We start from the raw sequence: 21,013 nt of genomic DNA on the forward strand, positions 1-21,013 counted from the left end.
CATCGCACTACGGATCGGAGCCCGCCTTGGCCCCGGTCGACGAATGGCGGCAGCCGTTTGGACCCCGACCCGACAAGGTCGGCACGGGTGCGGGCCCCGAACTCCCTTCGGGAGCGCTGGTTGACGCACCCGGAGGGGCAGCAGCACCGAGCTGCTCGTCATCTGCACCATCGACGCGAGGAGGTACGACCCGTGTTCGTCCACTCCGACCGGATGCCGACCGGGGAACCGCTCCCCAACGGCATCGCCACGCCCGTTCCGTGGGGAACCCGCCGCATGGCGCCGTTCCCGGCGCAGGCCCCGGCCTACAGCCGGGTCCAGCTCGACCCGGAGACGCAGACAGGCCGCTACTTCGACGCCGAGGGGGCGGTCATGGAGATGCCCGGCCACGGCACCAGCACCGGTACCCAGCCGTCGACCAACACCGGCAACCCGAGCGACGGAAGCGGTCCCGGAGGGTCCGGCGGCGGTGACCAGGACACGGGGAGCGACGGCGACCAGTGACGGAACCGGGTCCGGTTCTGGTCGTCACCAATCTTGACGACCCCACGACCGACCTGGTGATCGGCGAGCTGCACGACCGGGGCATCCCGGTCGTGCGGTTCGACTCCGGGGACTTCCCCACCACCCTGTCGTTCGCGGCCACCATCACGCCTCACGGCATCGAGGGCACGCTCAGCACCCCTACCCGTACCGCGGACCTGGCGGACGTCCGCTCCCTCTACTACCGCCGGCCGTCCGGTTTCACCTTCCCCCACCTGAACGAGCAGGACAGCCGGTTCGCCGCCACCCAGGCCCGGTACGGACTGGGCGGGGTCCTGGCCTCACTGCCCGACTGCCTGTACGTGAACCATCCTCACCGGATCGGCGACGCCGAGTTCAAGCCCTCCGGCCTCGCGGTCGCCGCCGACTGCGGCTTCCGCTTCCCGCCCACCCTGATCACGGCCGATCCCGACGCCGCACGGGCCTTCGTCCGGCGGCACGGCCCCGTGCTCTACAAGCCGCTGTCGACCCCGCTCTACCAGGTCGACGGCGTCTCCTGCACGGTCACGGTGGCCGACGTCCTGCCGGAGGACATCGATGAGTCGGTGGCCGGTACGGCACACCTGTTCCAGCGGCGGGTCGACAAGATCGCGGACGCGAGGGTGACCGTGATCGGCGACCAGGTGTTCTCCGTGCGCATCGATTCCGGTCTGATCGACTGGCGCACCGACTACGACAGGCTCAGCTACTCGGCAGTGAGGTCCCCGGAGGGCCTGGAGAGCCGGCTGCACGCCTACCTGCGCCGGTTCGGCCTGGTCTTCGGAGCATTCGACTTCGCGATCGACCGGGACCGGCGATGGTGGTTCCTGGAGTGCAACCCGTCCGGCCAATGGGCCTGGCTGGAGCATGAGACGGGCCTGCCCATGATCGCCGCCATGGCCGACCTGCTGGAGAGGAAGACCGCATGACCACCGCTGCCGAACTGCGCCGCAACCTCGCGCACGATCTGGCCTCCGCCGGGCACCTTCGCACGCAGCCGTGGCGCCACGCGGTCGAAGCCGTCCCCCGGCACGAGTTCCTGGCCGGGGGCTTCTTCGAGCAGGTACCCGATTCGGCACCCACCGCCTGGCGGCCGGTGATGCCGGGCACGGACGACTGGCTCCGCAGGTGCTACGCGGACGAATCACTGGTCACGCAGATCGCGGGGACCATCGCGCCGGGCGACCTCCGCGGCGAGATCATGAGGGCCCCGACGTCCTCCAGCACGATGCCCAACCTCGTCGTGCGCATGCACGAGGAACTCCGGGTCGAGGACGGGCACCAGGTCCTCGAAGTCGGTACGGGCACCGGGTACTCGACCGCGCTGCTCTGTCGTCGCCTCGGTGACGACGCGGTGACCTCCGTCGAGGTGGACGAGAGCGTGAGCCTTCGCGCCAGGAACGCCCTCGCGGCCTGCGGGGCACACCCGGACCTGGTCGTCGGCGACGGGCTGCTCGGATACGCGGAGAACGCCCCCTACGACCGCATCACGGTCACCTGCGCGGTGGTCACGGTCCCGTACGAATGGGTCGGGCAGACCAGAGCGGGAGGGACGATCCTGGCGACGGTCGGAGGGTGGCTCCACTCGTCGGAGCTGGCCCGGCTCACCGTCGAAGCCGACGGAACGGCACGCGGCACCTTCCTCGGGGGACAGATCTCCTTCATGCTCGCCCGGCCCCAACTACCCCCGCCCCTGGGCTTGCTGCCCGACTTCGGGGCCGGGGACGAACGACGCACGGCCTTCGGGATCGACCTCCTCGCCGACTGGACCGCCCGCTTCGTCGCCCAGATCGCAGCCCCCCGGGCGCAGAGGATCACCCTCGGCCCCGACGGCCGGGAGAACCACGTCCTGCTCGACGTCGAAACAGGCTCCTGGGCGGCGCTCACCCGGAACAACGGGCAGTGGACGGTCCGCCAGGGCGGGCCGGCACGGCTCTGGGACGACGTGGCGGACCACATCACCCGGTGGCGCACCGACGGCTCCCCGCCCCTGGAGCGGTTCCGCATCACCGTCACGCCGCAGGGGCAGGAGATCACCTGGCCCCGAGTAGCCTGACGCCGGGAACGAGGAGGGCCGCGTGGACGACGAGGAACCGCTGGAGCCGTGGGCGAAGCGCCGAGCCGGCCGCCTGCGCCCGGTCGGCCTGGTCAAGGCCGTGGTCCTCGGCCACGAGGACCGCTCCTCCCACCTCCACCCGGACCTTCCCCGGGTACTCCTGCGCTGGGACGGCTACCAGTGGCTCCCCGAACAGTACGCGGACAACTTCGCGGCCGCTCAGCGACTTCTGCACGGCATCCCCGGCGACGGGGTCGTGCAGGCGGCACCGCCACCGCCCCGGAAGAAGTCGGCCGGACGCCACCGAAGGCCGGCCTGAAACCGCCCGGCTCGCCGTCGACCGGGGCCGGCGGGCGCGGGAGGGAGGCATCGGCAAGACCGTGTGGGCGCTGCTCGCGCCGGAGGCCGGACAGGGCGGCCCCGGTTGCGGGGCCGCCGGTCAGGCGTAGCGGTCGAACAGGGCCTGCAGGTAGTCCTCCAGGCGTGCGGTCAGCAGGTCCGCCGTCAGGTCGGTGCGGCCGAGGTCGCGCCAGGGGACGGCGACCCTGTGCGCGTCGGGGGCGAAGGCCAGCGCGTCCAGCAGCCGCCAGTACAGGTGGTCGGGGCCGGCGCTGAGGGTGCCGCCGGCGCTCTCGTAGGCGTCGGCGAAGGCCATGCCCGTCCCGGTGCCGTGCAGCAGGGCCAGGGCGGTGCTGCAGTGGGCGACGTCCAGGTCGGCCGGGCCCCAGGAGGTCTCCACCCAGTCGACGACGCCGCTGACCGCGAGCGTGTCGCCGCAGCCGGTGAACAGCACGTTGCCGGGGTGGAAGTCGCGGTGCAGGAAGCAGGGGCGGTGGCCGGGCGCGGGGGCGGCGATCACCTCCACCGCGCGCCGCCACAGGGCCGGGCGCGCGGTGGCGCCGGGCACCCGCACGTGCCCGGGGTCGGTCCACGCCTGCCAGGCGCGCGGGCGCGCCCGCGCGGGCACGGCCAGGGCGTGGACGGCGGCCAGCTGACGGGCCAGCAGGACCGTGCGGGGCGCCACGGCGCCGTCCTCGCCGACGCGCACCGTGCCGGGCAGGCGGGTCATCAGCAGCGACGGGTGCTCGCAGTGCGCGCCCCGGGCGTCCACCGCGCGCAGCCGCGCCGCCGGCACGCCGCCGCCCTCCAGCAGGCGCAGCACGCCGGCCTCGCGCTCCAGCAGCGCCGGGGCGTGGCGGCGGTAGAACGGCTCGACGAAGGAGCGCAGCACCAGCGCGTACCCGCCGCCGCCGGGACCGCCACCGCCGGGTCCGTCGTCGCCGGGGCCGCCGCCGCCGGGTCCGCCGTCCCTGGCGCCGTCGCCGCCTGCGGGGGAGACGTCCAGCAGGCGCATGCGCGAGGTGAAGCCGCCCTTCAGCTCCCGCACCCGTGTGATCCGCTCACCGGGCGCGAGTGCCTCCTCGACCCACCGGCGCGTGCCGGCCCACTCCCGGACGTCGTCCCCGATCACGGACGGCCACCCTGCGCCCCGCCGCAGCGGCCCCCGGAGGGGCTGCGGCGGGGGCCGGTCAGGTGGCCACCGGGGCAGGGGCGTCGCGGGCCTCGGCGTCGGCGGCCGCGACCACCGCCGACAGCAGGCCCGGGAAGCGCCGCTCCAACTCCTCGGCGCGCAGGGTGTTCATCTTCGTGGTGCCCACGTAGTACTGGCGCAGCACCCCGGCCGCGCGCAGCACCGAGAAGTGGTGGCTGGAGGTGGAGCGCCCGACCGGCAGGTCGAAGGAGCCGCAGCTCAGATCGGCGCCCGCGTGCGCCAGGGTGCGCACCACCGACCGCCTCGCCGGGTCGGCGAGGGCCTCCAGAACCTGCTGGACGTTCACGTCCTCCACACCGGGGTGCACGATCATCCGCGCCGCAACACGTGCCCGTCCCACACCCACCACCCCTTCCCAAGCCTGGCCCCCGTCCCGAATCGGTCACCGTCAACGGCCGCGCACCACGCACGACTTCAGGCCTGACGCTACTACGGGAAAGGCCCCGGCCACGCCCGCCGCAACACCTCCGCAACACCGGGCGCGCACCGCACCCACACGAGGACGCCCGCGCACGGGCGCCCCGGGGCACCCCCGGGAGCCCCCGGACACGGGCGCGGACGCGGGTTACGGCCCGCGGCGGACGGCCCCTGCCCGCACGGGGAAACCGCCCGCGGGGGGCCGGGGAAACGCCCGGGGGAAACCAGGCCCCCGGGGGGAAGCAGGCCCCCGGGGGAACAGGCCCGGGGGAAGCAGGCCCCGGGGAAGGGGGGCGGCCGGTCAGGCCGCCCGCACCGGCGGCCCCGCCGGCCGCCCCAGCCGCCCCAGCGCCAGCGGCTCGAAGATCCCCATCAGCACCGGGTCCACCGGCCGCACCGCCGCCGGCGCGGGCGCCGCAGGCGCGGGGGAGCGCAGCAGCGACAGGTACAGCTCCTGCGTCTCGGCGGCCGGGTCGATCCCCAGCTCCTCCGCCAGCACCCCGCGCAGCTGCTGGTAACAGCGCAGCGCCTCCGCCCGGTTGCCGGCCGCCGCCAGCGCCTCCATCCGGCACCGGTAGGCACTCTCACGAAACGGCGCCCGGCGCACCGCCTCGTCCGCCCAGCGCAGCGCGTGGTGCTCCTCGCCCAGCGCGGAGGCCGCCAGACTCGCCGTCTCCAGCGCGCCGATGCGCAACTCCTCCACGTGCTCGCGCACCCCCTGCGCCCACTCGCCCTCGTGGTCGGGCAGGAACGAGCCGCGCAGATTCGCGATCGCCCCCGCGGCCAACTGCTGCGCCACCGCGTGCGAGCGCGCCGCCAGCGCCTCCCCGGCCTCGCCCACCGCGCTCGCGGCCGCCTCCAGGTCCACCGCCGCGTCCGGCGGCAGCCGCAGCACGTAGCGCCCGCCCTGCGCGATCAGCGGCGTCGCCCCCGGGCCCTGACCCGGCGCCGCCACGAACGCCCGCACCCGCGAGACCACGCTGCGCAGCGCCGACGCCCACGTGTCGGGCAGCCCGTCGGGCCAGACGGTGTCGGCCAGCTGGTCGCGGCCGGTGCCGGTGGAACGCTCCAGCACCAGGCGCGCGAACGCCACCTGGGCCTGGGCGCTGGACAGGTGCTGCGGCGCGCAGCCCTCGTGCTCGATCGTCACCAGGCCCGTCAGTCGGATCAGCATCACGCCGTCCCCGATCTGCCGTACGGGCCCTCGTCCCGAAAACCGTTCAACACAGCTCCAACCCCCTCGAAGCCACAGCGGAAGTGACGGCCGCACAACCCCGGCGACCGCCGGCCTGGGAAACCGGACCGGAACAGGAAAAACCGCCGACCAGCCGTTCGGTTTTCGGCGGATTTCGACCATACATTCGCCGCCGAGCACGGTGTCAACACCCGTAGAGGAAACATACCCACCGGCCGGTCGATGTGTCGTGGACACAAGGTTCCCGCACGTCAAAGCACCACCGCAGGCCAGGAAAGCGCCTATTGCGGACGCCTTGCGCATCCTGCCGTAGAAATGTAGCCACCCTTGAGCAGCCCGCGTGAAGGCTTCGAGAAACCCACCCCGGAACCGGCACGCCGAAAAACCGCCCCTAAATCGTTTTCCCCGCAGGGAATTTCCCCGCGCACCCCACCCGCACCCGCACACCCGCCGAGTCGCCGAAGCCGTGAAGGAGAACCGCCCGTGAACGCCACCGGAGCATGGGACCGCCTGGAGCCGAAGCTCGCCGCGACGAACGCCCGCGTGGCCGCCCTGGAATCCGACCCCTCGCGCCGCAACAGCTTCGTCGCCTACACCATGGAACGCGACAGCGCCTACTGCGACCTCGACGGCGAGCGCCTGCTCATGATGTCCGGCTACAGCTACCTCGGCCTGGCCGGCGACGAACGCGTCGTGGCCGCCGCCAAGGCCGCCGTCGACGTCTACGGCACCGGCAACCACGGCGTGCGCGCCCTGGCCGGCACCATCCCCCTGCACGAGGAACTCGAAGCCGAGGTCGCCCGCTACGCCCACCGCGAGCGCGCCCAGGTCTTCGGCTCCGGCTACGCCGCCAACGTCGGCACCATCGGCGCCCTCGTCGGCGCCGGCGACACCGTCCTGATCGACAAGTACGACCACGCCTCCATCGTCGACGGCTGCCGCCTGTCCGGCGCCACCGTCACCCGCTTCCGCCACAACGACGTCGACCACCTCGAACGCCGCCTCAAGGCCGCCGCCCCCACCGGGGTGCGCCTGGTCATCGTCGACAGCGTCTACTCCATGGACGGCGACATCGCCCCGCTGCCCGAACTGCGCGCCGTCTGCGACGCCCACGACGCCCTGCTGATGGTCGACGAGGCCCACGCCCTGGGCGTCATCGGCCCCACCGGCGGCGGCATCGAGGAGCACTTCGGCCACCGCTACCGCGTCGACATCAAACTCGGCACCCTCTCCAAGGCCATCCCCTCCATGGGCGGCTGGGTCGCCGGCAGCAGCGAACTCATCGGCCACCTGCGCTACGCCGCCCGCCCCTTCCTCTTCTCCGCCGCCCTGGGCCCCGCCCAGACCGGCGCCGCCCTGGAGTCCCTGCGCATCCTGCGCCGCGAACCCGAACGCGTCACCCACACCCAGACCCAGGCCCAGCGCCTGCGCACCCGCCTCAACGACGCCGGCATCTCCACCATGCACTCCGCCACCGCCGTCCTGCCCGTCATCGCCGGCAGCGACGACGCCGCCTACGACTACGCCACCGCCTGCCGCAAGGCCGGCGTCATCGGCCTGCCCGTGGTCACCCCCGCCGTCCCCAACGACCTCGCCCGCCTGCGCATCGCGGTCACCGCCCGCCACACCGCCGCCGACATCGACTTCGCCGCCGAGGCGTTCCTGACCGCCGCCGCCCAGACCGGCCTGATCTGAACGCGCCCACCAGCCACGGGAGGAGGACAAGAGCCATGGCGCCCCCGCCGTCACCGCAGCCCCGCCAGACCCGGCCCCGCGCCGCGATCGCCGTCACCGGCCTGGGCGTGGTCAGCCCCGCCGGCCACACCGCCGAGGACTTCTGGCACACGGTGCTCACCGCCCGCCCCACCGCCACCGCGCTGACCGACCCCCAACTGGCCCGCCACAAGGTCCGCCTGGGCTGCCGCGTCACCGACCTGCCCGACCACGACCTGGTGCCCGCCAAGGACGCCCGCCGCCTGGACCCCTTCGCCCACTACGCCGCCCTGGCCGCACTCGCCGCCCACACCGACGCCGGCCGCCCCGAACCCGCCCCCGGACGCAGCGCGATCGTGGTCGGCAACGCGGTGGGCGGACGCACCACCAGCGACCGCGAGTCCCTGCTGTACGCCGGGCACGGGCCGCTGCGGGTGAGCCCGCTGATGCCGCTGGTCACCATGCCCAACGCGGCCGCCGCCCAGATCGCCATGCGCCTGGCCTGGACCGGCCCCGCCCTGACCATCGCCACCACCTGCGCCTCGGGCGCCGACGCGATCGGCCACGGCGCCCTGCTCCTGGAGTCCGGACGCGCCGACGTGGTGATCGCCGGCGGCTGCGAGGCCACCCTGACCCCCGTCACCCTGGCCGCCTTCGGCAACCTGGGCGCCCACTCCCAGCGCAACGACGCACCCGAGCGCGCCTGCCGGCCCTTCGACACCGACCGCGACGGCTTCGTGATGGGCGAGGGCGCCGGCTTCCTCGTCCTGGAACGCGCGGCCGACGCCCGCGCCCGGGGCCGCACCCCCTACGCCCTGCTGGCCGGCTACGGCTCCAGCGCCGACGCCTACCACCTGTCCAACCCGCGCCCCGACGGCGCCGGCGCCGTCGCCGCGATGCGCGCCGCCCTCGCCGACGCCGACCTCACCCCCGCCGACATCGCCCACGTCAACGCCCACGGCACCGCCACCGTCCACAACGACCGCGCCGAAGCCGCCGCCCTGGCCACCGTGTTCGGCCCCCACGGCGTACCGGTCACCTCCACCAAGGGCGCCATCGGCCACCTGATCGGCGCGGCCGGCGCCGTCGAGCTCATCGCCGCGATCCAGGCCATGAACACCCGCCTCGTACCGCCCACCGCCAACCACGAGAACACCGAAGAGGGCCTGGACCTCGACGTCGTCCACACCGCCCCGCGCCCCGTGCGCGCCGGCGCGGCCCTGTCCAACTCCTTCGGCTTCGGCGGCCACAACTCGACCCTGGTGGTGACCCCGCTATGACCGCACCCACGACCACACCCGCACCCGCGCCCGCGACCACGGCCGCGACCGCTCCCGCACCGGCACCCGCGCCCGCGACGGCGCCGCTCGCCCGCACCCGCCTGCCCGTGGACGCCGCCGCACTGGCCGCCTACCGCGCCGCCGCCCGCACCCACCTGCCCGCCCCCGCCGCCACCGCCACGGCGGCCTCGCCCGCCCACCCCTTCGTGCTGGCCCACACCCTGGCCCAGCACACCGTCACCGCCCTGACCGCCGGCGACACCGGCTTCACCGCCGTGGTCCACCTCGCCCAGGAGATCCACACCCACGCCCCCCTGCGCCCGGGCACCGACGTCGACGTCACCGTCGAGGTCACCGCCGCCCGCCGCGAGGCCCGCGGCACCCGCCTGGCCCTGACCACCCGCCTCGCCGACGCCGCCACCGGCACCCCCCTGGCCCGCCTGAGCACCGCCGCCCTGCTCACCGGCGCCACCACCCCCACCCCCTTCGGCACCCCCGCCCCCGCCGCCCACCCCGGCACCACCCCCGACGCCGAACCCACCCTCCACACCCTCACCCTCACCCGCGACGCCGTCACCGCCTACGCCCACGCCTCCGGCGACCTCAACCCCCTCCACCTGGACGACCACGCCGCCCGCGCCGCCGGCTTCCCCGGCGTCATCGCCCACGGCATGCACCTGGTCGCCCTCGCCGCCGAACACCTCACCGACCGCCACAGCGCCGGCGACCCCACCCGCATCAGCGCCCTCGGCGCCCGCTTCGCCGCCCCCGTCACCCCCGGCACCCCGCTGCGCCTGACCCTGCAGCCCTACGACCGGGGCACGGTGGTGCGCTTCACCCTCGCCACCGAGACCGGCACCGCCGTCAAGGCCGGCTGGGCCCGCATCGCCCCGGCCCCCGGAACGGGGGAGTGACCACCATGACCCGCACCACCACCGCACCCGCCGGCACCACGGCACCCGCCGGCGCCGCCGGGTCCGCCCGGGCCGCCGACCCGGCGCCGCTGCCGCTGCCCGACGCGATCCTCGCCCACGCCCGCACCCGCCCCGGCGCCCCCGCCCTGCTCTGGCACGAACGCACCGTCACCTACCACGAACTCGCCGACGCCGCCGAGGCCGAACGCGCCCGCCTGGCCGCCCTGGACCTGGCCCCCGGCGAACCCGTGGGACTGATCGCCGTCAAGTCCCCCGAGGCCATCGCCCTGGTCCTGGCCTGCCTGATCGAACGCCGCCCCTTCCTGCTGCCCTCCCCGCAACTGGCCCCCGCCCTGCTCGCCGCCCTCTTCGCCCAGGCCGGCGCCCGCCACCACCTCACCCCCGCCGGCCAGCACCCGCCCGTCCTGCCCGCCCTCACCGGCCCCGCCCCCCTGCCCACCCTCGCCGCCGGCACCTCCTTCCTGCTCACCACCTCCGGCTCCACCGACCTGCCCAAGATCGTCCCCCTCGCCCAGAGCGCCGTCGACCGCTTCACCACCTGGGCCCACCACACCTTCGACCTCGGACCGGGGCGCACCGTCGCCGGCTACGCCCCCCTCAACTTCGACCTCGCCCTGCTCGACGTGTGGGCCACCCTCGCCGCCGGCGGCACCTGCCTGCTCATCGACCCCGCCCACGCCCTGAACGCCCGCCACCTGCTCGCCCAGCTCCAACGCCACCGCCCGCACGTCATGCAGGCCGTCCCCCTCGCCTGGGCCCTGCTCCTGCAGGCCGCCGCCGGCACCACCGCCCTGGAAGGCCTCGAACACGCCGCGTTCACCGGCGACGCCATCGACGCCCGCACCCTGGCCGCCCTGCCCGCCCTGCTGCCCGACGCCCGCCTCTACAACATCTACGGCTGCACCGAGACCAACGACAGCTTCCTGCACCGCCTGGACCCCCTGGACGCCGCCGCCGCCCTCCCGGTGCCCATCGGCGAGCCCCTGCCCGGGGTGCGCACCCTCATCGCCACCGACGACGGCACCCCCCTGACCGGCCCCGGCCGCGGCGAACTCTACGTCTCCACCCCCTTCCAGGCCGCCGGCTACCTCGACCGCTCCCGCGACGCCGGCCGCTTCACCACCCAGCCCGCCGGAGCCGGAGCGGGCCGGCGCTGGTTCCGCACCGGCGACCTGGTCACCCGCGACGACGCCGGACGCATCCACCTCACCGGCCGCGCCGACTTCCAGGTCAAGGTCCGCGGCGTGGCCGTCAACACCGCCGAGGTCGAACGCGTCCTGCTCGCCCACCCCGAGGTCCGCGAAGCCGCCGTCGCCGCCCAGAGCGACCCGCTGACCGGCAAACGCCTGCACGCCGCCGTCCAGCGCACCCCCGGCTCCGACCTCAACACCCTGCGCCTGCGCGAACACCTCGCCCGCAACCTGCCGCGCGCCGCCGTCCCCGAACGCCTCGCCATCCAGGACGCCCCGCTGGCCCGCACCGCCACCGGCAAGGTCGACCGCAAGGCCGTCCTGCCCGCCCCGCCCCGGCCCTGACCCACCCGCGTCACCCGAACCGGCCCAACCGAACCGGCCCATCCGAACCAACCGATTCAGCAAGGGAGTTGCGCACCATGAGCAGCAACATCGACCGGATCAAGCGCTTCCTGATCGAGGAGTTCCTGCCCGACGTCACCCCCGACCAGCTCGCCGACGACCACGACCTGCTCTCCGACGGCGTCATCGACAGCCTCGGCGTCCTCAAGCTCATCGCCTGGGTCGAGGACCACTTCGCCCTGCCCGTCGACGACACCGACCTGGACCCCAACAACTTCCGCTCCGTCACCGCCATCGACGCCTTCATCACCCAGCGCCGCGCCGGCGCCGAAGCCGTCCAGGGCGCCCCGGCCACCGCCACGGTCGGCGGCTGACCCGTGCACCCGGCCCTCATCGCCCTCCTCGCCGGACGCCCCGTCCCCCTGGAGGCCTGGCGCACCTGGTGGGACCAGCTCGAACAGCGCCCCCCGGGCCCGGCCCGCGACAGCGACCGGGCCCAGGCCGCCGCCCTGCTCGCCTCCCTGACCACCCGCCTGCCCGACCCCGCCACCCTCACCGCCCTGACCACCTCCCTCACCGAACGCAGCCCCCACCCCGGCCCGGCCCTGGCGGGCAGCGTCAACATCGTCGGCACCGGCGGCGGCCCCGCCACCTTCAACCTCTCCACTGCCGCCGCCCTCACCGCCGCCGCCATCGGCATCCCCGTCGTCAAGACCGGCTCGCGCGCCTACACCAGCACCGCCGGCTCCGTCGACCTCCTGGAACGCCTGGGCATCACCCTCACCTCCAGCCACGCCCACACCGCCGACCACCTCGCCGACCACGGCATCGCCTTCGCCGGCCCCCACGTCTACCCGCCCCAACTCACCCGCCTGGCCCGCACCCTCCACCCCCTCACCCTCAAACCCTTCGGCCACTTCCTCAACACCCTCGGCCCCCTGCTGGCCACCGTCCCCGTCACCGCCCAGCTCACCGGCGCCTCCCACACCGCCCCCCTGGAAGCCCTGCGCCACCTGGCCCCCACCGCACGCGGGCGCACCGTGTGGCTGGCCGCCAACACCGCCGGCGCCGACGAACTCCTGCCCTTCGCCGACAACACCCTGCACACCCCCCAGGGCACCATCCACCTGCCCGCCGGCGCCGTCGCCCCCGACAGCGGCAGCCTCGCCGACCTCGCCCCCCGGCCCGAACGCCTCACCGAGCACTTCCTCCAGGCCCTCGAAGGCCGCGCCGGCCCCACCGCCACCCACACCATCGCCCTCAACGCCGCCGCCCTCGCCCTCGCCTCCGGCCGCCACACCCGCTGGCACACCGCCCACCAGCAGGCCCTGGCCGCCCTGGCCGACGGCACCCCCCGCGCCCTGGCCGAACGCCTGCGCACCCGCCACCGGCAGGTGACCCATGCCTGAACCCCTCCTGCCCACCGGCGAGCCGGGCCTGGTGGTCTTCCTCAACGCCGGCGACCCGCCCGGACGCCTCACCGACCTCGCCCACGCCCTGGAGCGGGCCGGCGCCGACGTCCTCGAACTGGCCGTCCCCTTCCCCCAGTCACCCACCGACGGCCCCGTCATCCGCCGCTCCGCCGCCCGCGCCCTGACCCACGGCACCACCCTGGACACCGTCCTGGCCGAACTCACCACCCTCACCCCCCAGTTGACCCGCCTCAAGATCGTCCTGCTGGCCGACTGGAGCCACAGCCTGCGCCACCGCGACCCCACCGCCTGCGCCCGCGCCGTCGCCGCCGCCGGAGCCGCCGCCCTGCTCGTCCACGCCCTGCCCCCACGGCTGCGCCCCGCCTGGCACCAGGCCCTGGAACAGGCCGAGTTGCCGCAGGTCACCACCTGCTACCCGGCCTCCGCGCCCGAGACCCTCACCGCGGCGGCCCGCGGCGCGCACGGCGCCTACGTCTACCTCGTCGCCCACTACGGCCGCTCCGGCACCGTGCCCGCCGCCGGCCACCGCGCCCTGGCCGACACCGTCACCGCCCTGCGCGCGGCCGCGCCCGGCGTGCAGGTCGCCGTCGGCTTCGGCGTGCGCAGCGCCGCCGACCTGGCGGCGGTCGCCGCCTCGGGGGCGGACGCCGCGATCGTCGGCTCCGCCGCCGTGGCCCGCCTGGAGGACGCCCAGCGCCAGGGCCGCGACCCCGTCGAGGAACTGCGCGCCTACCTCGCCGAGCTCCGCCCGCCCCGCCCGCCCCGCCCGGCCCGCCCGGCCGGGACGGAGGGGATGAAGGGGACGGAGGGGACGAGCGCAACCGCCGCCGTTCCCGCCCCCGCCGCTTCCACCGGCTCCACCGGCTCCACCGGCTCCACCGGCTCCACCGCTGTTTCCGTCACCGCTGTTTCCGCCACCGCCTGAGAGGACCCACCGCCATGCTGATCCGCGACCTCGCCGACGTGAAGACCGTCGAATGGGGCAACGGCCTGTCCCGCCGCTTCCTGCTCGCCGGCGACGGACTGGGCTACAGCCTCACCGACACCGTCGTCAACGCCGGCACCAAGTCCCGCCTGGAGTACCGCAACCACCTGGAGGCCTGCTACTGCATCGCCGGCTCCGGGGAGGTCATCGACATGGACGGCAACGCCCACCCCATCACCCCCGGCCGGATGTACGCCCTGGACCGGCACGACGCCCACTACCTGGTCGCCGGCCCCGAGGAGGACCTGCGCCTGGTGTGCGTGTTCTCCCCGGCGCTCAGCGGCGACGAGGTCCACCAGCTCGACGCCCACTCCTCCTCCGCCTACTAAAGGCCCCTGCCGAAGAGAGAAGCCGTGTGCCGGCGCCACCCGAGGGCGCCGGCCCGCACACCCCGGGCCCGGCCACCGGCGGGCCCGCAAGGAAGGCGGCAACTGCCATGATCCGCTGGAACGCCGACCAGAAGGCCCTGCGCGAGGGCCTGGCCCGCTTCGGCGACGACCTGAGCGCCGGCCACATCGAAGGCGACGAGCAGGCCGCCTTCTCCCACGACAAGTGGCGCCTGATCCAGAAGACCGGGATCCTCTCCCTGCCCTTCGAGGAACGCTACGGCGGCCTGGACCAGTCCCTGCTCACCACCATGTACGCCCTCGAAGGCCTGGGCGAGCACTGCCGCGACGGCGGCCTGAACTTCTCCGTCACCACCTCCATCGCCTCCACCGGCGTGCCCCTGCAGGCCTTCGGCTCACCCGCCCTCAAGGAGGCCTTCCTGCCGCGCATCGCCTCCGGCGAGGCGATCGGCGCCCACGCCATCACCGAGAGCGAGTCCGGCTCCGACGCCATGCAGATGCGCACCCGCGCCGTGCGCGAGGGCGACCACTTCGTCCTCACCGGCGCCAAGACCTTCGTCTCCAACGGCCCCGTCGCCGACCACATCGTCGTCTACGCCCGCACCCACCCCCAGGGCGGGGCGCTGGGCGTCACCGCGTTCCTGCTGGACCGCACCATGGCGGGCCTGAGCACCGGCAACCCCATCAAGAAGATGGGCCTGCGCACCTCCCCGATCAGCGAACTGTTCCTGGACGGCGTACGGGTGCCCGCCGACCGCGTCCTGGGCCGCGTCGGCGGCGGCTTCCTCGTCCTGGACCACGTGATGAAACGCGAGATCCTCTACTCCTTCATCGTCAACACCGGCGAGATGCAGCACCGCCTGGCCCGCTGCCTGGACTACGCCAAGACCCGGATGTCCTTCGGCAAGCCCATCGGCTCCTACCAGTCGGTCGCCAACAAGATCGTCGACACCAAGATCCGCCTGGAGACCGCCCGCAAGTGGCTCTACGACACCGCCCAGCGCCTGGAGGCCGGCGAGAACGTCACCGTCGACATGGCCATCGCCAAACTCCTCACCAGCGAATCCAACCTCGCCACCTCGCTGGCCGCCGTCCAGGTCTTCGGCGGCAACGGCTACATGGCCGAGTACGGACTGGAGAAGGACGTGCGCAACGCCGTCGCCGGCACCATCTACTCCGGCAGCAACGAGATCCAGTACAACCGCATCGCCGCCATGCTCGGACTGGGCAAATGAGCGCCCCCGCCGCCCCGGCCCCCGCCCGGCCCGGCCACCTCAAGGTCTGCGGCGCCCGCACCCGCGCCGACCTCGACCTGCTCGCCGCCACCGGCCCCACCCTGGTGGGCCTGTGGCACGGCGTCCCCGGCGGCCCCGCCGACCTGACCCCCGAACGCCTGGCCGACCTCGCCGCCGCCGCCATCCGCCAGGGCCTGGAACCCGTCCTGGTCACCTTCCTCGACGACGCCGACCACCTCGCCCGCCTCGCCCGCGCCACCGGCATCCGCTGGATCCAGCTGCACGCCTACCAGAGCCCCGCCCTCGTCGCCCGCCTGCGCGCCCAACTCCCGTACGCCGTCCTGGTCAAGGTCCTCCACCTGGCCCGCGGCCGCTGCCTGGAACGCGCCTTCACCCCCGCCTACGAACGCGCCGGCCTGGACCTGTTCCTCCTGGACACCGTCACCGACGACGGCCGCGTCGGCTCCACCGGCACCCCCCTGGACCCCGCCGACGTCCACGCCCTGCTGCCCCGCCTGGGCATCCCCTTCCTCCTCGCCGGCGGCCTGAGCCCCGCCAACCGCGACACCTACCGCACCGTCACCGACCACCCCCTGTACGCCGGCGCCGACATCGACACCGCCGCCCGCGACCGCACCGGCCGCCTCACCCGCGAAGCCGTCACCGCCCTCACCCGCGCCTGGCACCCCCGCCCCCAGGAGACCCCGGCATGACTTTCCTCGACGCCCTGCTCACCGCCCGGCGCCCCCTGGTCATGGAGGTCAAGCTCCGCGACCCCCACGGCGGCGACCTGCTCGGCCCGCGCACCGTCACCGACCTCGTCACCCGCTACCAGGACGCCGGCGCCCCCTGCCTGTCCGTGGTCACCGGCCGCTGGTTCGGCGGCACCCCCCGCCTGCTGCGCGAGGTCGCCGCCGCCACCGACCTGCCCGTCCTGCAGAAGGACTTCCTCACCCGCCCCGCCCAGCTCGAGGCCGCCCACGCCCTGGGCGCCTCCGCCGTCCTGCTCACCGCCGCCCTGCTGCCCGCCACCTCCCTGGCCCGCCTGGTCACCTGCGCCCTCAACCTGGGACTCACCCCCTTCGTGGAGATCACCGAGGAACGCGAACTGGAGCGCCTGCCCGCCCCCGCCGACTGCGTCATCGCCGTCAACAACAAGAACATCCGCACCCGCGAACGCGACCGCGGCGACCTCACCCGCAGCCTGCGCCTGCTGCCCGCCCTGCGCGCCGCCGGCTGCCGCGCCCCCGTCTCCGCCTCCGCCATCACCGACCCCCGCCAGGGCGCCCGCCTCCTGGACGCCGGCTACGCCGGCCTGCTGGTGGGCACCGCCCTGATGCGCACCGGAGACCTGGACGGCTGGCTCAGCGCCCTCGACGACGCCCGCACGGGGGTCGCCGCGTGAACGCCGCCACCGTCAACGCCCGTGCGGGGGTCGCCGCGTGAACACCGCCACCGCCAACATCCCTGCGGGGGTGGGCGCGTGAACCCGTCCCTGCGCACCCGCTCGCTCGTCCTGGACGCCGCCGGCGTCCCCGTCTCCGCCCTGGTCGCCGAACCCGAGCACCGCGCGCCCAAAGCCGTCATCCTCGCCGTCCACGGCCGCGGCATGCGCGCCGCCTACTTCGCCGGCCCCGCCCACCCCGACACCAGCCTGCTCACCCTCGCCGCCGACCTCGGCTACAGCGTCCTGGCCCTGGACCGCCCCGGCCACGGCGCCTCCGCCCACCGCCTGCCCCAGGGCCAGCTCATCGCCGACCAGGCCGCCACCCTGCACGCCGCCCTCACCGACTACGCCCGCGCCCACCCCACCGGCGCCGGCGTCCAGCTCCTCGCCCACTCCTTCGGCGGCAAGATCGCCCTGCACCTCGCCGCCCACTGGCCCGCCGACCCGGCCCTGCCCCTGCTCGGCGCCGACATCTCCGGCCTCGCCCAGCACTACGCCCCCGGCGCGTGGGAGCGCCCCGACGACCTCGCCGGCGGCGGCCGCCTCAACTGGGGCCCCCTCCACCTCTACCCGCCCGGCACCTTCCACGCCGCCCGCACCCTGCTCACCCCCGTCCCCGCCCTCGAATCCCGCGAACTCGCCACCTGGCCACGGCGCTTCACCGCCCTGGCCGCCCGCGTACGGGTGCCCGTACGCCTGACCCTGGCCGACCACGAGGCCTGGTGGCGCCTGGACGCCCCCCACCGCGCCGCCCTCACCGCCGCCTTCCCCCCGGGCCTGGCCCGCCTGGTCACCGCCCACCACGCCGGCCACAACCTCTCCCTGGGCCACGCCGCCCGCCCCTACCACCTGCGCGCCCTGGCCTTCACCGACGACTGCCTCACCCGCCCCCGCCCCGCCCCGGCACCCGCCCCGGCCGCGGCCGTGGCGGCACCGGCGCTGGCCGCCGTCTGACGGCCCGCCCGCGCCCGCGCCCGGCCCGCCGGCCCCGCCGCCGGCGGACTGCTCCTGGCGCACGAACCCGATCACGTCACCGGCCGCCGCCTGCCCCGGCTCCAGCCCCCGGGGCGGCCCTCATCCCGGCCGCCCCGGCGGCGCCCAGCGGCCGGCCCCGGCGCCGATGCGGTCGATGGGGCCGCCCAGGAAGCCGATGAGGTGCTCCGGGTGCAGGAACAGGTCCACCAGCAGGACCACCGGCGGCACCACGTGGACGAACAGGGCCCCCGTCAGCACGCACCGCACCAGCCGCAGCCCCGGACGCGCCACCGGCGCGTCCCCGCGCCGGCGCGCCACCCGCCCGCTCACCAGCCCCACCGCCAGGCCGCCCATCGCGCCCGCCGCCACCAGGAACACCAGGGCCGCCACCGCCACCTCGTCGGGCCACCACCACCCCCGGGGCCACAGCACCCAGGTGTCGAGCGCCAGAGTGAGGGCGCCGAACAGCACCACCATCACCCGCTCGTCCTCCACCGCCCGCACCACCCGCCGGATCCACCCCACCCGGGCAGCATGGCGCCGGCCCGCCCGCACCGCAACGGCCCGCACCGGAACGGCAGTTGCGAACACTCCCGGGCCGGCAGCGATGCTGCGCCCGTCCCACCGCCGCCCCGCACGCGGCCGAGAGGCCTGACCTGGCCGAGAGGGCCGGCGTCGCCCCGTCGCCGGGATCAGCCCGCCGGGCGGGCCCGGGCAGAAGCAGCGGCCTCCGCCGCCTCCTGGAAGTCGGCGACGTCCCCGCCGTACTCCTTCGCCCAGTCCGTCAGGACCTCGATGGGCCCGATCAGGGTCCGGCCGAGGTCGGTGAGGCCGTACTCGACCCGCCGCGGCGCTTCGGCACGGCGGTCGACCAGGCCGTACCGCTGGAGCCGGCGCAGCGTCTGGGTGAGGACCTTGCGCGAGACGCCGCCGATCAGGTCGACGAGTTCCCCGTGCCTGCGAGGCTTCCGGCTGAGCCCGAAAAGCACGAGAACAGCCCACTTGTCGGAGATGATCTCGACCGCCAGGCGCGTGGGGCAGTCGGCGAGGGAGGCTGCTGCGGCCGCGTTCTGCATGGACACCGAAGGTACCAGGAGGTAACGCACGGCTCCGTAACGTCTTTCCCGGCAACCAGCCAGTACCGGATACGGAGGAGCCACCATGCCACGAGTCGTTGTGTTCGACGAGTTCGGCGGGCCGGAGGTCATGCGCGTCGTCGAGGAGCCCGTCGTCGAACCCGCAGCCGGCGAGGTCCGGGTCAGGATCGAGGCGTTCGCCGTCAACCCGCTCGACCAGATGATGCGCTCCGGCGCCTCGCCCGCACCCGTCCCCCTGCCGCACGCCCGCCTCGGCGTCGAAGGAACCGGTGTCGTCGACGCGCTGGGCCCCGGGACCACCGGGCTGAAGACCGGAGACCCGGTCATCCTGACGGCCGTTCCGGACGCGAGCGCCCGGGGCAGCTACGCCCAGTACACCACGGTCCCCGCGAGCCGGGTCGTCGCCCGGCCGGCCGGGCTCTCCGTCACGGAGGCGGCGGCGCTCTGGGTCGCCTACTCCACCGCCTACGGCGCGCTCGTCGAGAAGGCGGGGATGCGGCCCGGGGACCACGTCCTGATCACCGCCGCCTCCGGTGGCGTCGGCCGGGCGGCGATGCAGATCGCCCGTCAGATCGGCGCCGTGCCCATCGCCGTCACCCGGAACGCCGCGAGGCAGGACGAACTGCTCGCCGCCGGCGCCGCCGCGGTCGTCGCCACCGACCACGCCGACATCGCCGAGGCCGTCGGCCGCCACACGGGCGGCACCGGCGCGGACATCGTCCTCGACCTCGTCACGGGTCCCGGCCAGCAGGACCTCCTGAAGGCGGCCCGCCCCGGCGGAACACTGGTCGCCGCAGGCTTCCTGGACCCGCGGCCCACGCCCTTCCCCGCAGGTCCACCGCTCACGTTCTTCAACTACCGCAGCTTCGAGCACACCCTCGACGCCGTCGTGGTGAAGCGCATGGCGGCCTTCCTGGACGCGGGTGTGCGCCTCGGCGCACTACGGCCCGCCGTCGACGGCAAGGTGTTCACCCTCGACGACGTCGTCGAGGCGCACCGGCACCTGGAGAAGGGACTCCACGCCGGGAGGAAGATCGTCGTCACGGTGCCCTGAGGCCGCGCCGGCGCAGCGCGCCGCGGACACCGGTCCGATCCACCGACCGGCCGACCGGCAGGAACGGCCCGGCCAACGCCCGCTGGCTGCCGCCCGGTTCGCGTCACCTCGGCGTTCCACCGGCCCCGCCCGGCCCGCGAAGGCGAACCGGGCGGAACCGGCCCCCCACGAGCGGCCGGAACCGCGTCCACCCCGACGCGCGCCCCCACCCCGGCACCGACCCGGCCGGCCCGTCCTCCGCAACGCGCCCGGCCGTCGCGATGCCCCGCCGGCCTCCGACGGAGCCGCGCAGGCGTGCGTGCGGCGGAACCGCTTCCCAAGAGCACTGCCGTCAAGGACTGTTGACGCCCGGCCACCGGGCAGCGGCCCCGTGGCCGGGCGGGTGGAGCAGGAAGTCGGCGGGGCCGACTTCCTGTGCGTGCGGCCGGGCCGGGGTGAGGGCCGGGGGCATCCTGCGGGCTCGGCCGCACGAGGGTGGTGCCGTCCCGCCGTTTCCGCCTCACGCGGCCGTGATTCGTCCAACAGGCGCACCCATCCGGGCGGTTCAGTCAGCTCCGGTGAGTCGATGGCACCCACGCGAAGGCGGGGCTGGTGACCAGCCGGGCGGAGCATGGCCCGGCCGAGGCTGCCTCGGTGGCCCTGGCGACCGGAGGCCCGCGCGCCGTAGGGCCGCTCCGGGCCCCGAGCACAGCTCTGCCGGGGTCTGTTGACGCCCTGCCGCTGGGCGACGGCCCGGTGGTCTGGCGGGTGGAGTGGGAAGTCGGCGGGATCGACTTCCTGTGCGCGTGGCCGGGCCGGGGTGCGGGCTGGGCGTACCCGGCGGGCCCCGGGCACGCGCTGTGCCGTGATCCGTTCACTGGGCCTGCGCGCCAAGGTGGTTCGGTCAGGCTGCGGCGGGCCAGGCAGGGCGGCAGGCGCGTGCCCGTGCCGCTGCGGTCGCCCGTTCCCGTGCTGCGGGGCCGGCCGGGGTGCGGGTGGACGGCGGGCCACGGGGGAGTGGGAAGTCGGCGGGGCCGACTTCCTGTGCGTGTGGCCGGGCCGGGGCATCCTGCGGGCCCGGGGCATGCGCTGTGCTGTGATCCGTTCACCGGGCCTGCGCACCAGGGTCGGCGGGTCGGCGGGTGCTGTCGGAGGCAGAGCGGCAGGCGCGTGCCCGTGCCGCTGCGGTCGCCCGTTCCCGTGCTGCGGGGCCGGCCGGGGTGCGGGTGGACGGCGGGCCACGGGGGAGTGGGAAG

At 75.2% G+C, this 21,013-nt stretch carries 22 protein-coding genes; 17 read left to right on the forward strand and 5 right to left on the reverse strand.

Annotation, left to right across the window (positions count from 1 at the left end):
- Nucleotides 1-192: 192 nt before the first annotated feature.
- From tgmA to AB0O91_RS37010, 4 genes are read left to right on the forward strand one after another with little or no spacing between them, the layout of a single operon-like run.
- A complete protein-coding gene (gene tgmA, locus AB0O91_RS36995) occupies nucleotides 193-504 on the forward strand; it encodes a putative ATP-grasp-modified RiPP (RefSeq protein ID WP_363442736.1) in 312 nt (103 codons plus the stop codon).
- The gene (tgmB, locus tag AB0O91_RS37000; protein WP_363442739.1) at nucleotides 501-1,451 is read left to right on the forward strand and encodes an ATP-grasp ribosomal peptide maturase; all 951 of its coding nucleotides are present in this window, start codon (nucleotides 501-503) and stop codon (nucleotides 1,449-1,451) included. Before tgmA ends, tgmB begins: the two co-directional genes overlap by 4 nt.
- Entirely contained in the window at nucleotides 1,448-2,578 is a 1,131-nt protein-coding gene (gene tgmC, locus AB0O91_RS37005) for an ATP-grasp peptide maturase system methyltransferase (RefSeq protein WP_363442742.1), read from the forward strand. The genes tgmB and tgmC overlap by 4 nt, the downstream gene beginning before the upstream one ends.
- Before the next feature lie 22 nt (nucleotides 2,579-2,600).
- Nucleotides 2,601-2,897, forward strand: a complete 297-nt coding sequence (locus AB0O91_RS37010; RefSeq protein WP_363442745.1) for a DUF6087 family protein — start codon at nucleotides 2,601-2,603, stop codon at nucleotides 2,895-2,897.
- Between the two features lie 120 nt (nucleotides 2,898-3,017).
- Here AB0O91_RS37010 and AB0O91_RS37015 read toward each other — a convergent pair whose 3' ends face one another.
- The 3 genes from AB0O91_RS37015 to AB0O91_RS37025 all read right to left on the reverse strand — a co-directional run bounded on the left by AB0O91_RS37015 (nucleotide 3,018) and on the right by AB0O91_RS37025 (nucleotide 5,721).
- The gene (locus tag AB0O91_RS37015) at nucleotides 3,018-4,049 is read right to left on the reverse strand and encodes an aminoglycoside phosphotransferase family protein (RefSeq protein WP_363442748.1); all 1,032 of its coding nucleotides are present in this window, start codon (nucleotides 4,047-4,049) and stop codon (nucleotides 3,018-3,020) included.
- Between the two features lie 58 nt (nucleotides 4,050-4,107).
- The gene (locus tag AB0O91_RS37020; protein WP_363442750.1) at nucleotides 4,108-4,470 is read right to left on the reverse strand and encodes a helix-turn-helix transcriptional regulator; all 363 of its coding nucleotides are present in this window, start codon (nucleotides 4,468-4,470) and stop codon (nucleotides 4,108-4,110) included.
- A 378-nt stretch (nucleotides 4,471-4,848) separates the two neighbouring features.
- Nucleotides 4,849-5,721 carry a bacterial transcriptional activator domain-containing protein gene (locus AB0O91_RS37025; RefSeq protein WP_363442753.1) on the reverse strand — a complete coding sequence of 291 codons (873 nt, stop codon included), beginning with the start codon at nucleotides 5,719-5,721 and terminating at the stop codon, nucleotides 4,849-4,851.
- A gap of 504 nt (nucleotides 5,722-6,225) precedes the next feature.
- On the opposite strand from AB0O91_RS37025, the gene AB0O91_RS37030 reads away from it, so the two are divergent.
- From AB0O91_RS37030 to AB0O91_RS37085, 12 genes are all read left to right on the forward strand, one after another.
- A complete protein-coding gene (locus tag AB0O91_RS37030; RefSeq protein ID WP_363442755.1) occupies nucleotides 6,226-7,437 on the forward strand; it encodes an aminotransferase class I/II-fold pyridoxal phosphate-dependent enzyme in 1,212 nt (403 codons plus the stop codon).
- Between the two features lie 35 nt (nucleotides 7,438-7,472).
- Nucleotides 7,473-8,735 (forward strand): beta-ketoacyl-[acyl-carrier-protein] synthase family protein, encoded by a 1,263-nt coding sequence (locus AB0O91_RS37035; protein WP_363442758.1) that lies wholly within the window; start codon nucleotides 7,473-7,475, stop codon nucleotides 8,733-8,735.
- A complete protein-coding gene (locus AB0O91_RS37040) occupies nucleotides 8,732-9,649 on the forward strand; it encodes a MaoC family dehydratase (protein ID WP_363442761.1) in 918 nt (305 codons plus the stop codon). The genes AB0O91_RS37035 and AB0O91_RS37040 overlap by 4 nt, the downstream gene beginning before the upstream one ends.
- 5 nt (nucleotides 9,650-9,654) lie before the next feature.
- Complete coding sequence (locus AB0O91_RS37045) at nucleotides 9,655-11,205, forward strand: AMP-binding protein (protein ID WP_363442764.1); 1,551 nt, start codon at nucleotides 9,655-9,657, stop codon at nucleotides 11,203-11,205.
- 77 nt (nucleotides 11,206-11,282) lie between these two features.
- Nucleotides 11,283-11,579, forward strand: a complete 297-nt coding sequence (locus tag AB0O91_RS37050; RefSeq protein WP_363442767.1) for an acyl carrier protein — start codon at nucleotides 11,283-11,285, stop codon at nucleotides 11,577-11,579.
- A gap of 3 nt (nucleotides 11,580-11,582) precedes the next feature.
- Nucleotides 11,583-12,614 (forward strand): hypothetical protein, encoded by a 1,032-nt coding sequence (locus AB0O91_RS37055; RefSeq protein WP_363442770.1) that lies wholly within the window; start codon nucleotides 11,583-11,585, stop codon nucleotides 12,612-12,614.
- Nucleotides 12,607-13,563: a tryptophan synthase subunit alpha gene (gene trpA, locus AB0O91_RS37060; protein ID WP_363442773.1), complete on the forward strand. Its 957-nt coding sequence runs from the start codon at nucleotides 12,607-12,609 to the stop codon at nucleotides 13,561-13,563. Before AB0O91_RS37055 ends, trpA begins: the two co-directional genes overlap by 8 nt.
- A gap of 14 nt (nucleotides 13,564-13,577) precedes the next feature.
- Nucleotides 13,578-13,952, forward strand: a complete 375-nt coding sequence (locus AB0O91_RS37065; RefSeq protein WP_363442776.1) for an ectoine synthase — start codon at nucleotides 13,578-13,580, stop codon at nucleotides 13,950-13,952.
- A 107-nt stretch (nucleotides 13,953-14,059) separates the two neighbouring features.
- On the forward strand, nucleotides 14,060-15,205 hold the full coding sequence (locus AB0O91_RS37070; protein ID WP_363442779.1) for an acyl-CoA dehydrogenase family protein: 1,146 nt from the start codon (nucleotides 14,060-14,062) through the stop codon (nucleotides 15,203-15,205).
- Nucleotides 15,202-15,918 carry an N-(5'-phosphoribosyl)anthranilate isomerase gene (locus AB0O91_RS37075; protein ID WP_363442782.1) on the forward strand — a complete coding sequence of 239 codons (717 nt, stop codon included), beginning with the start codon at nucleotides 15,202-15,204 and terminating at the stop codon, nucleotides 15,916-15,918. The genes AB0O91_RS37070 and AB0O91_RS37075 overlap by 4 nt, the downstream gene beginning before the upstream one ends.
- The gene (locus tag AB0O91_RS37080) at nucleotides 15,915-16,610 is read left to right on the forward strand and encodes an indole-3-glycerol-phosphate synthase (protein WP_363442785.1); all 696 of its coding nucleotides are present in this window, start codon (nucleotides 15,915-15,917) and stop codon (nucleotides 16,608-16,610) included. The genes AB0O91_RS37075 and AB0O91_RS37080 overlap by 4 nt, the downstream gene beginning before the upstream one ends.
- A gap of 78 nt (nucleotides 16,611-16,688) precedes the next feature.
- Nucleotides 16,689-17,606: an alpha/beta fold hydrolase gene (locus AB0O91_RS37085; RefSeq protein ID WP_363442788.1), complete on the forward strand. Its 918-nt coding sequence runs from the start codon at nucleotides 16,689-16,691 to the stop codon at nucleotides 17,604-17,606.
- Between the two features lie 120 nt (nucleotides 17,607-17,726).
- Here the strand turns inward: AB0O91_RS37085 and AB0O91_RS37090 are convergent, their stop codons facing one another.
- Together AB0O91_RS37090 and AB0O91_RS37095 are read right to left on the reverse strand one after the other, a co-directional pair.
- Complete coding sequence (locus AB0O91_RS37090) at nucleotides 17,727-18,152, reverse strand: hypothetical protein (protein ID WP_363442791.1); 426 nt, start codon at nucleotides 18,150-18,152, stop codon at nucleotides 17,727-17,729.
- A 167-nt stretch (nucleotides 18,153-18,319) separates the two neighbouring features.
- The gene (locus tag AB0O91_RS37095; RefSeq protein ID WP_363442794.1) at nucleotides 18,320-18,703 is read right to left on the reverse strand and encodes a helix-turn-helix domain-containing protein; all 384 of its coding nucleotides are present in this window, start codon (nucleotides 18,701-18,703) and stop codon (nucleotides 18,320-18,322) included.
- Between the two features lie 85 nt (nucleotides 18,704-18,788).
- Here AB0O91_RS37095 and AB0O91_RS37100 point away from each other — a divergent pair, with 85 nt between their 5' ends.
- Nucleotides 18,789-19,778: a zinc-dependent alcohol dehydrogenase family protein gene (locus AB0O91_RS37100; RefSeq protein ID WP_363442797.1), complete on the forward strand. Its 990-nt coding sequence runs from the start codon at nucleotides 18,789-18,791 to the stop codon at nucleotides 19,776-19,778.
- Nucleotides 19,779-21,013 lie beyond the last annotated feature (1,235 nt).

Origin of the sequence: Kitasatospora sp. NPDC089797, from assembly GCF_040684795.1 — a bacterium.
GTDB lineage: Bacteria > Actinomycetota > Actinomycetes > Streptomycetales > Streptomycetaceae > Kitasatospora.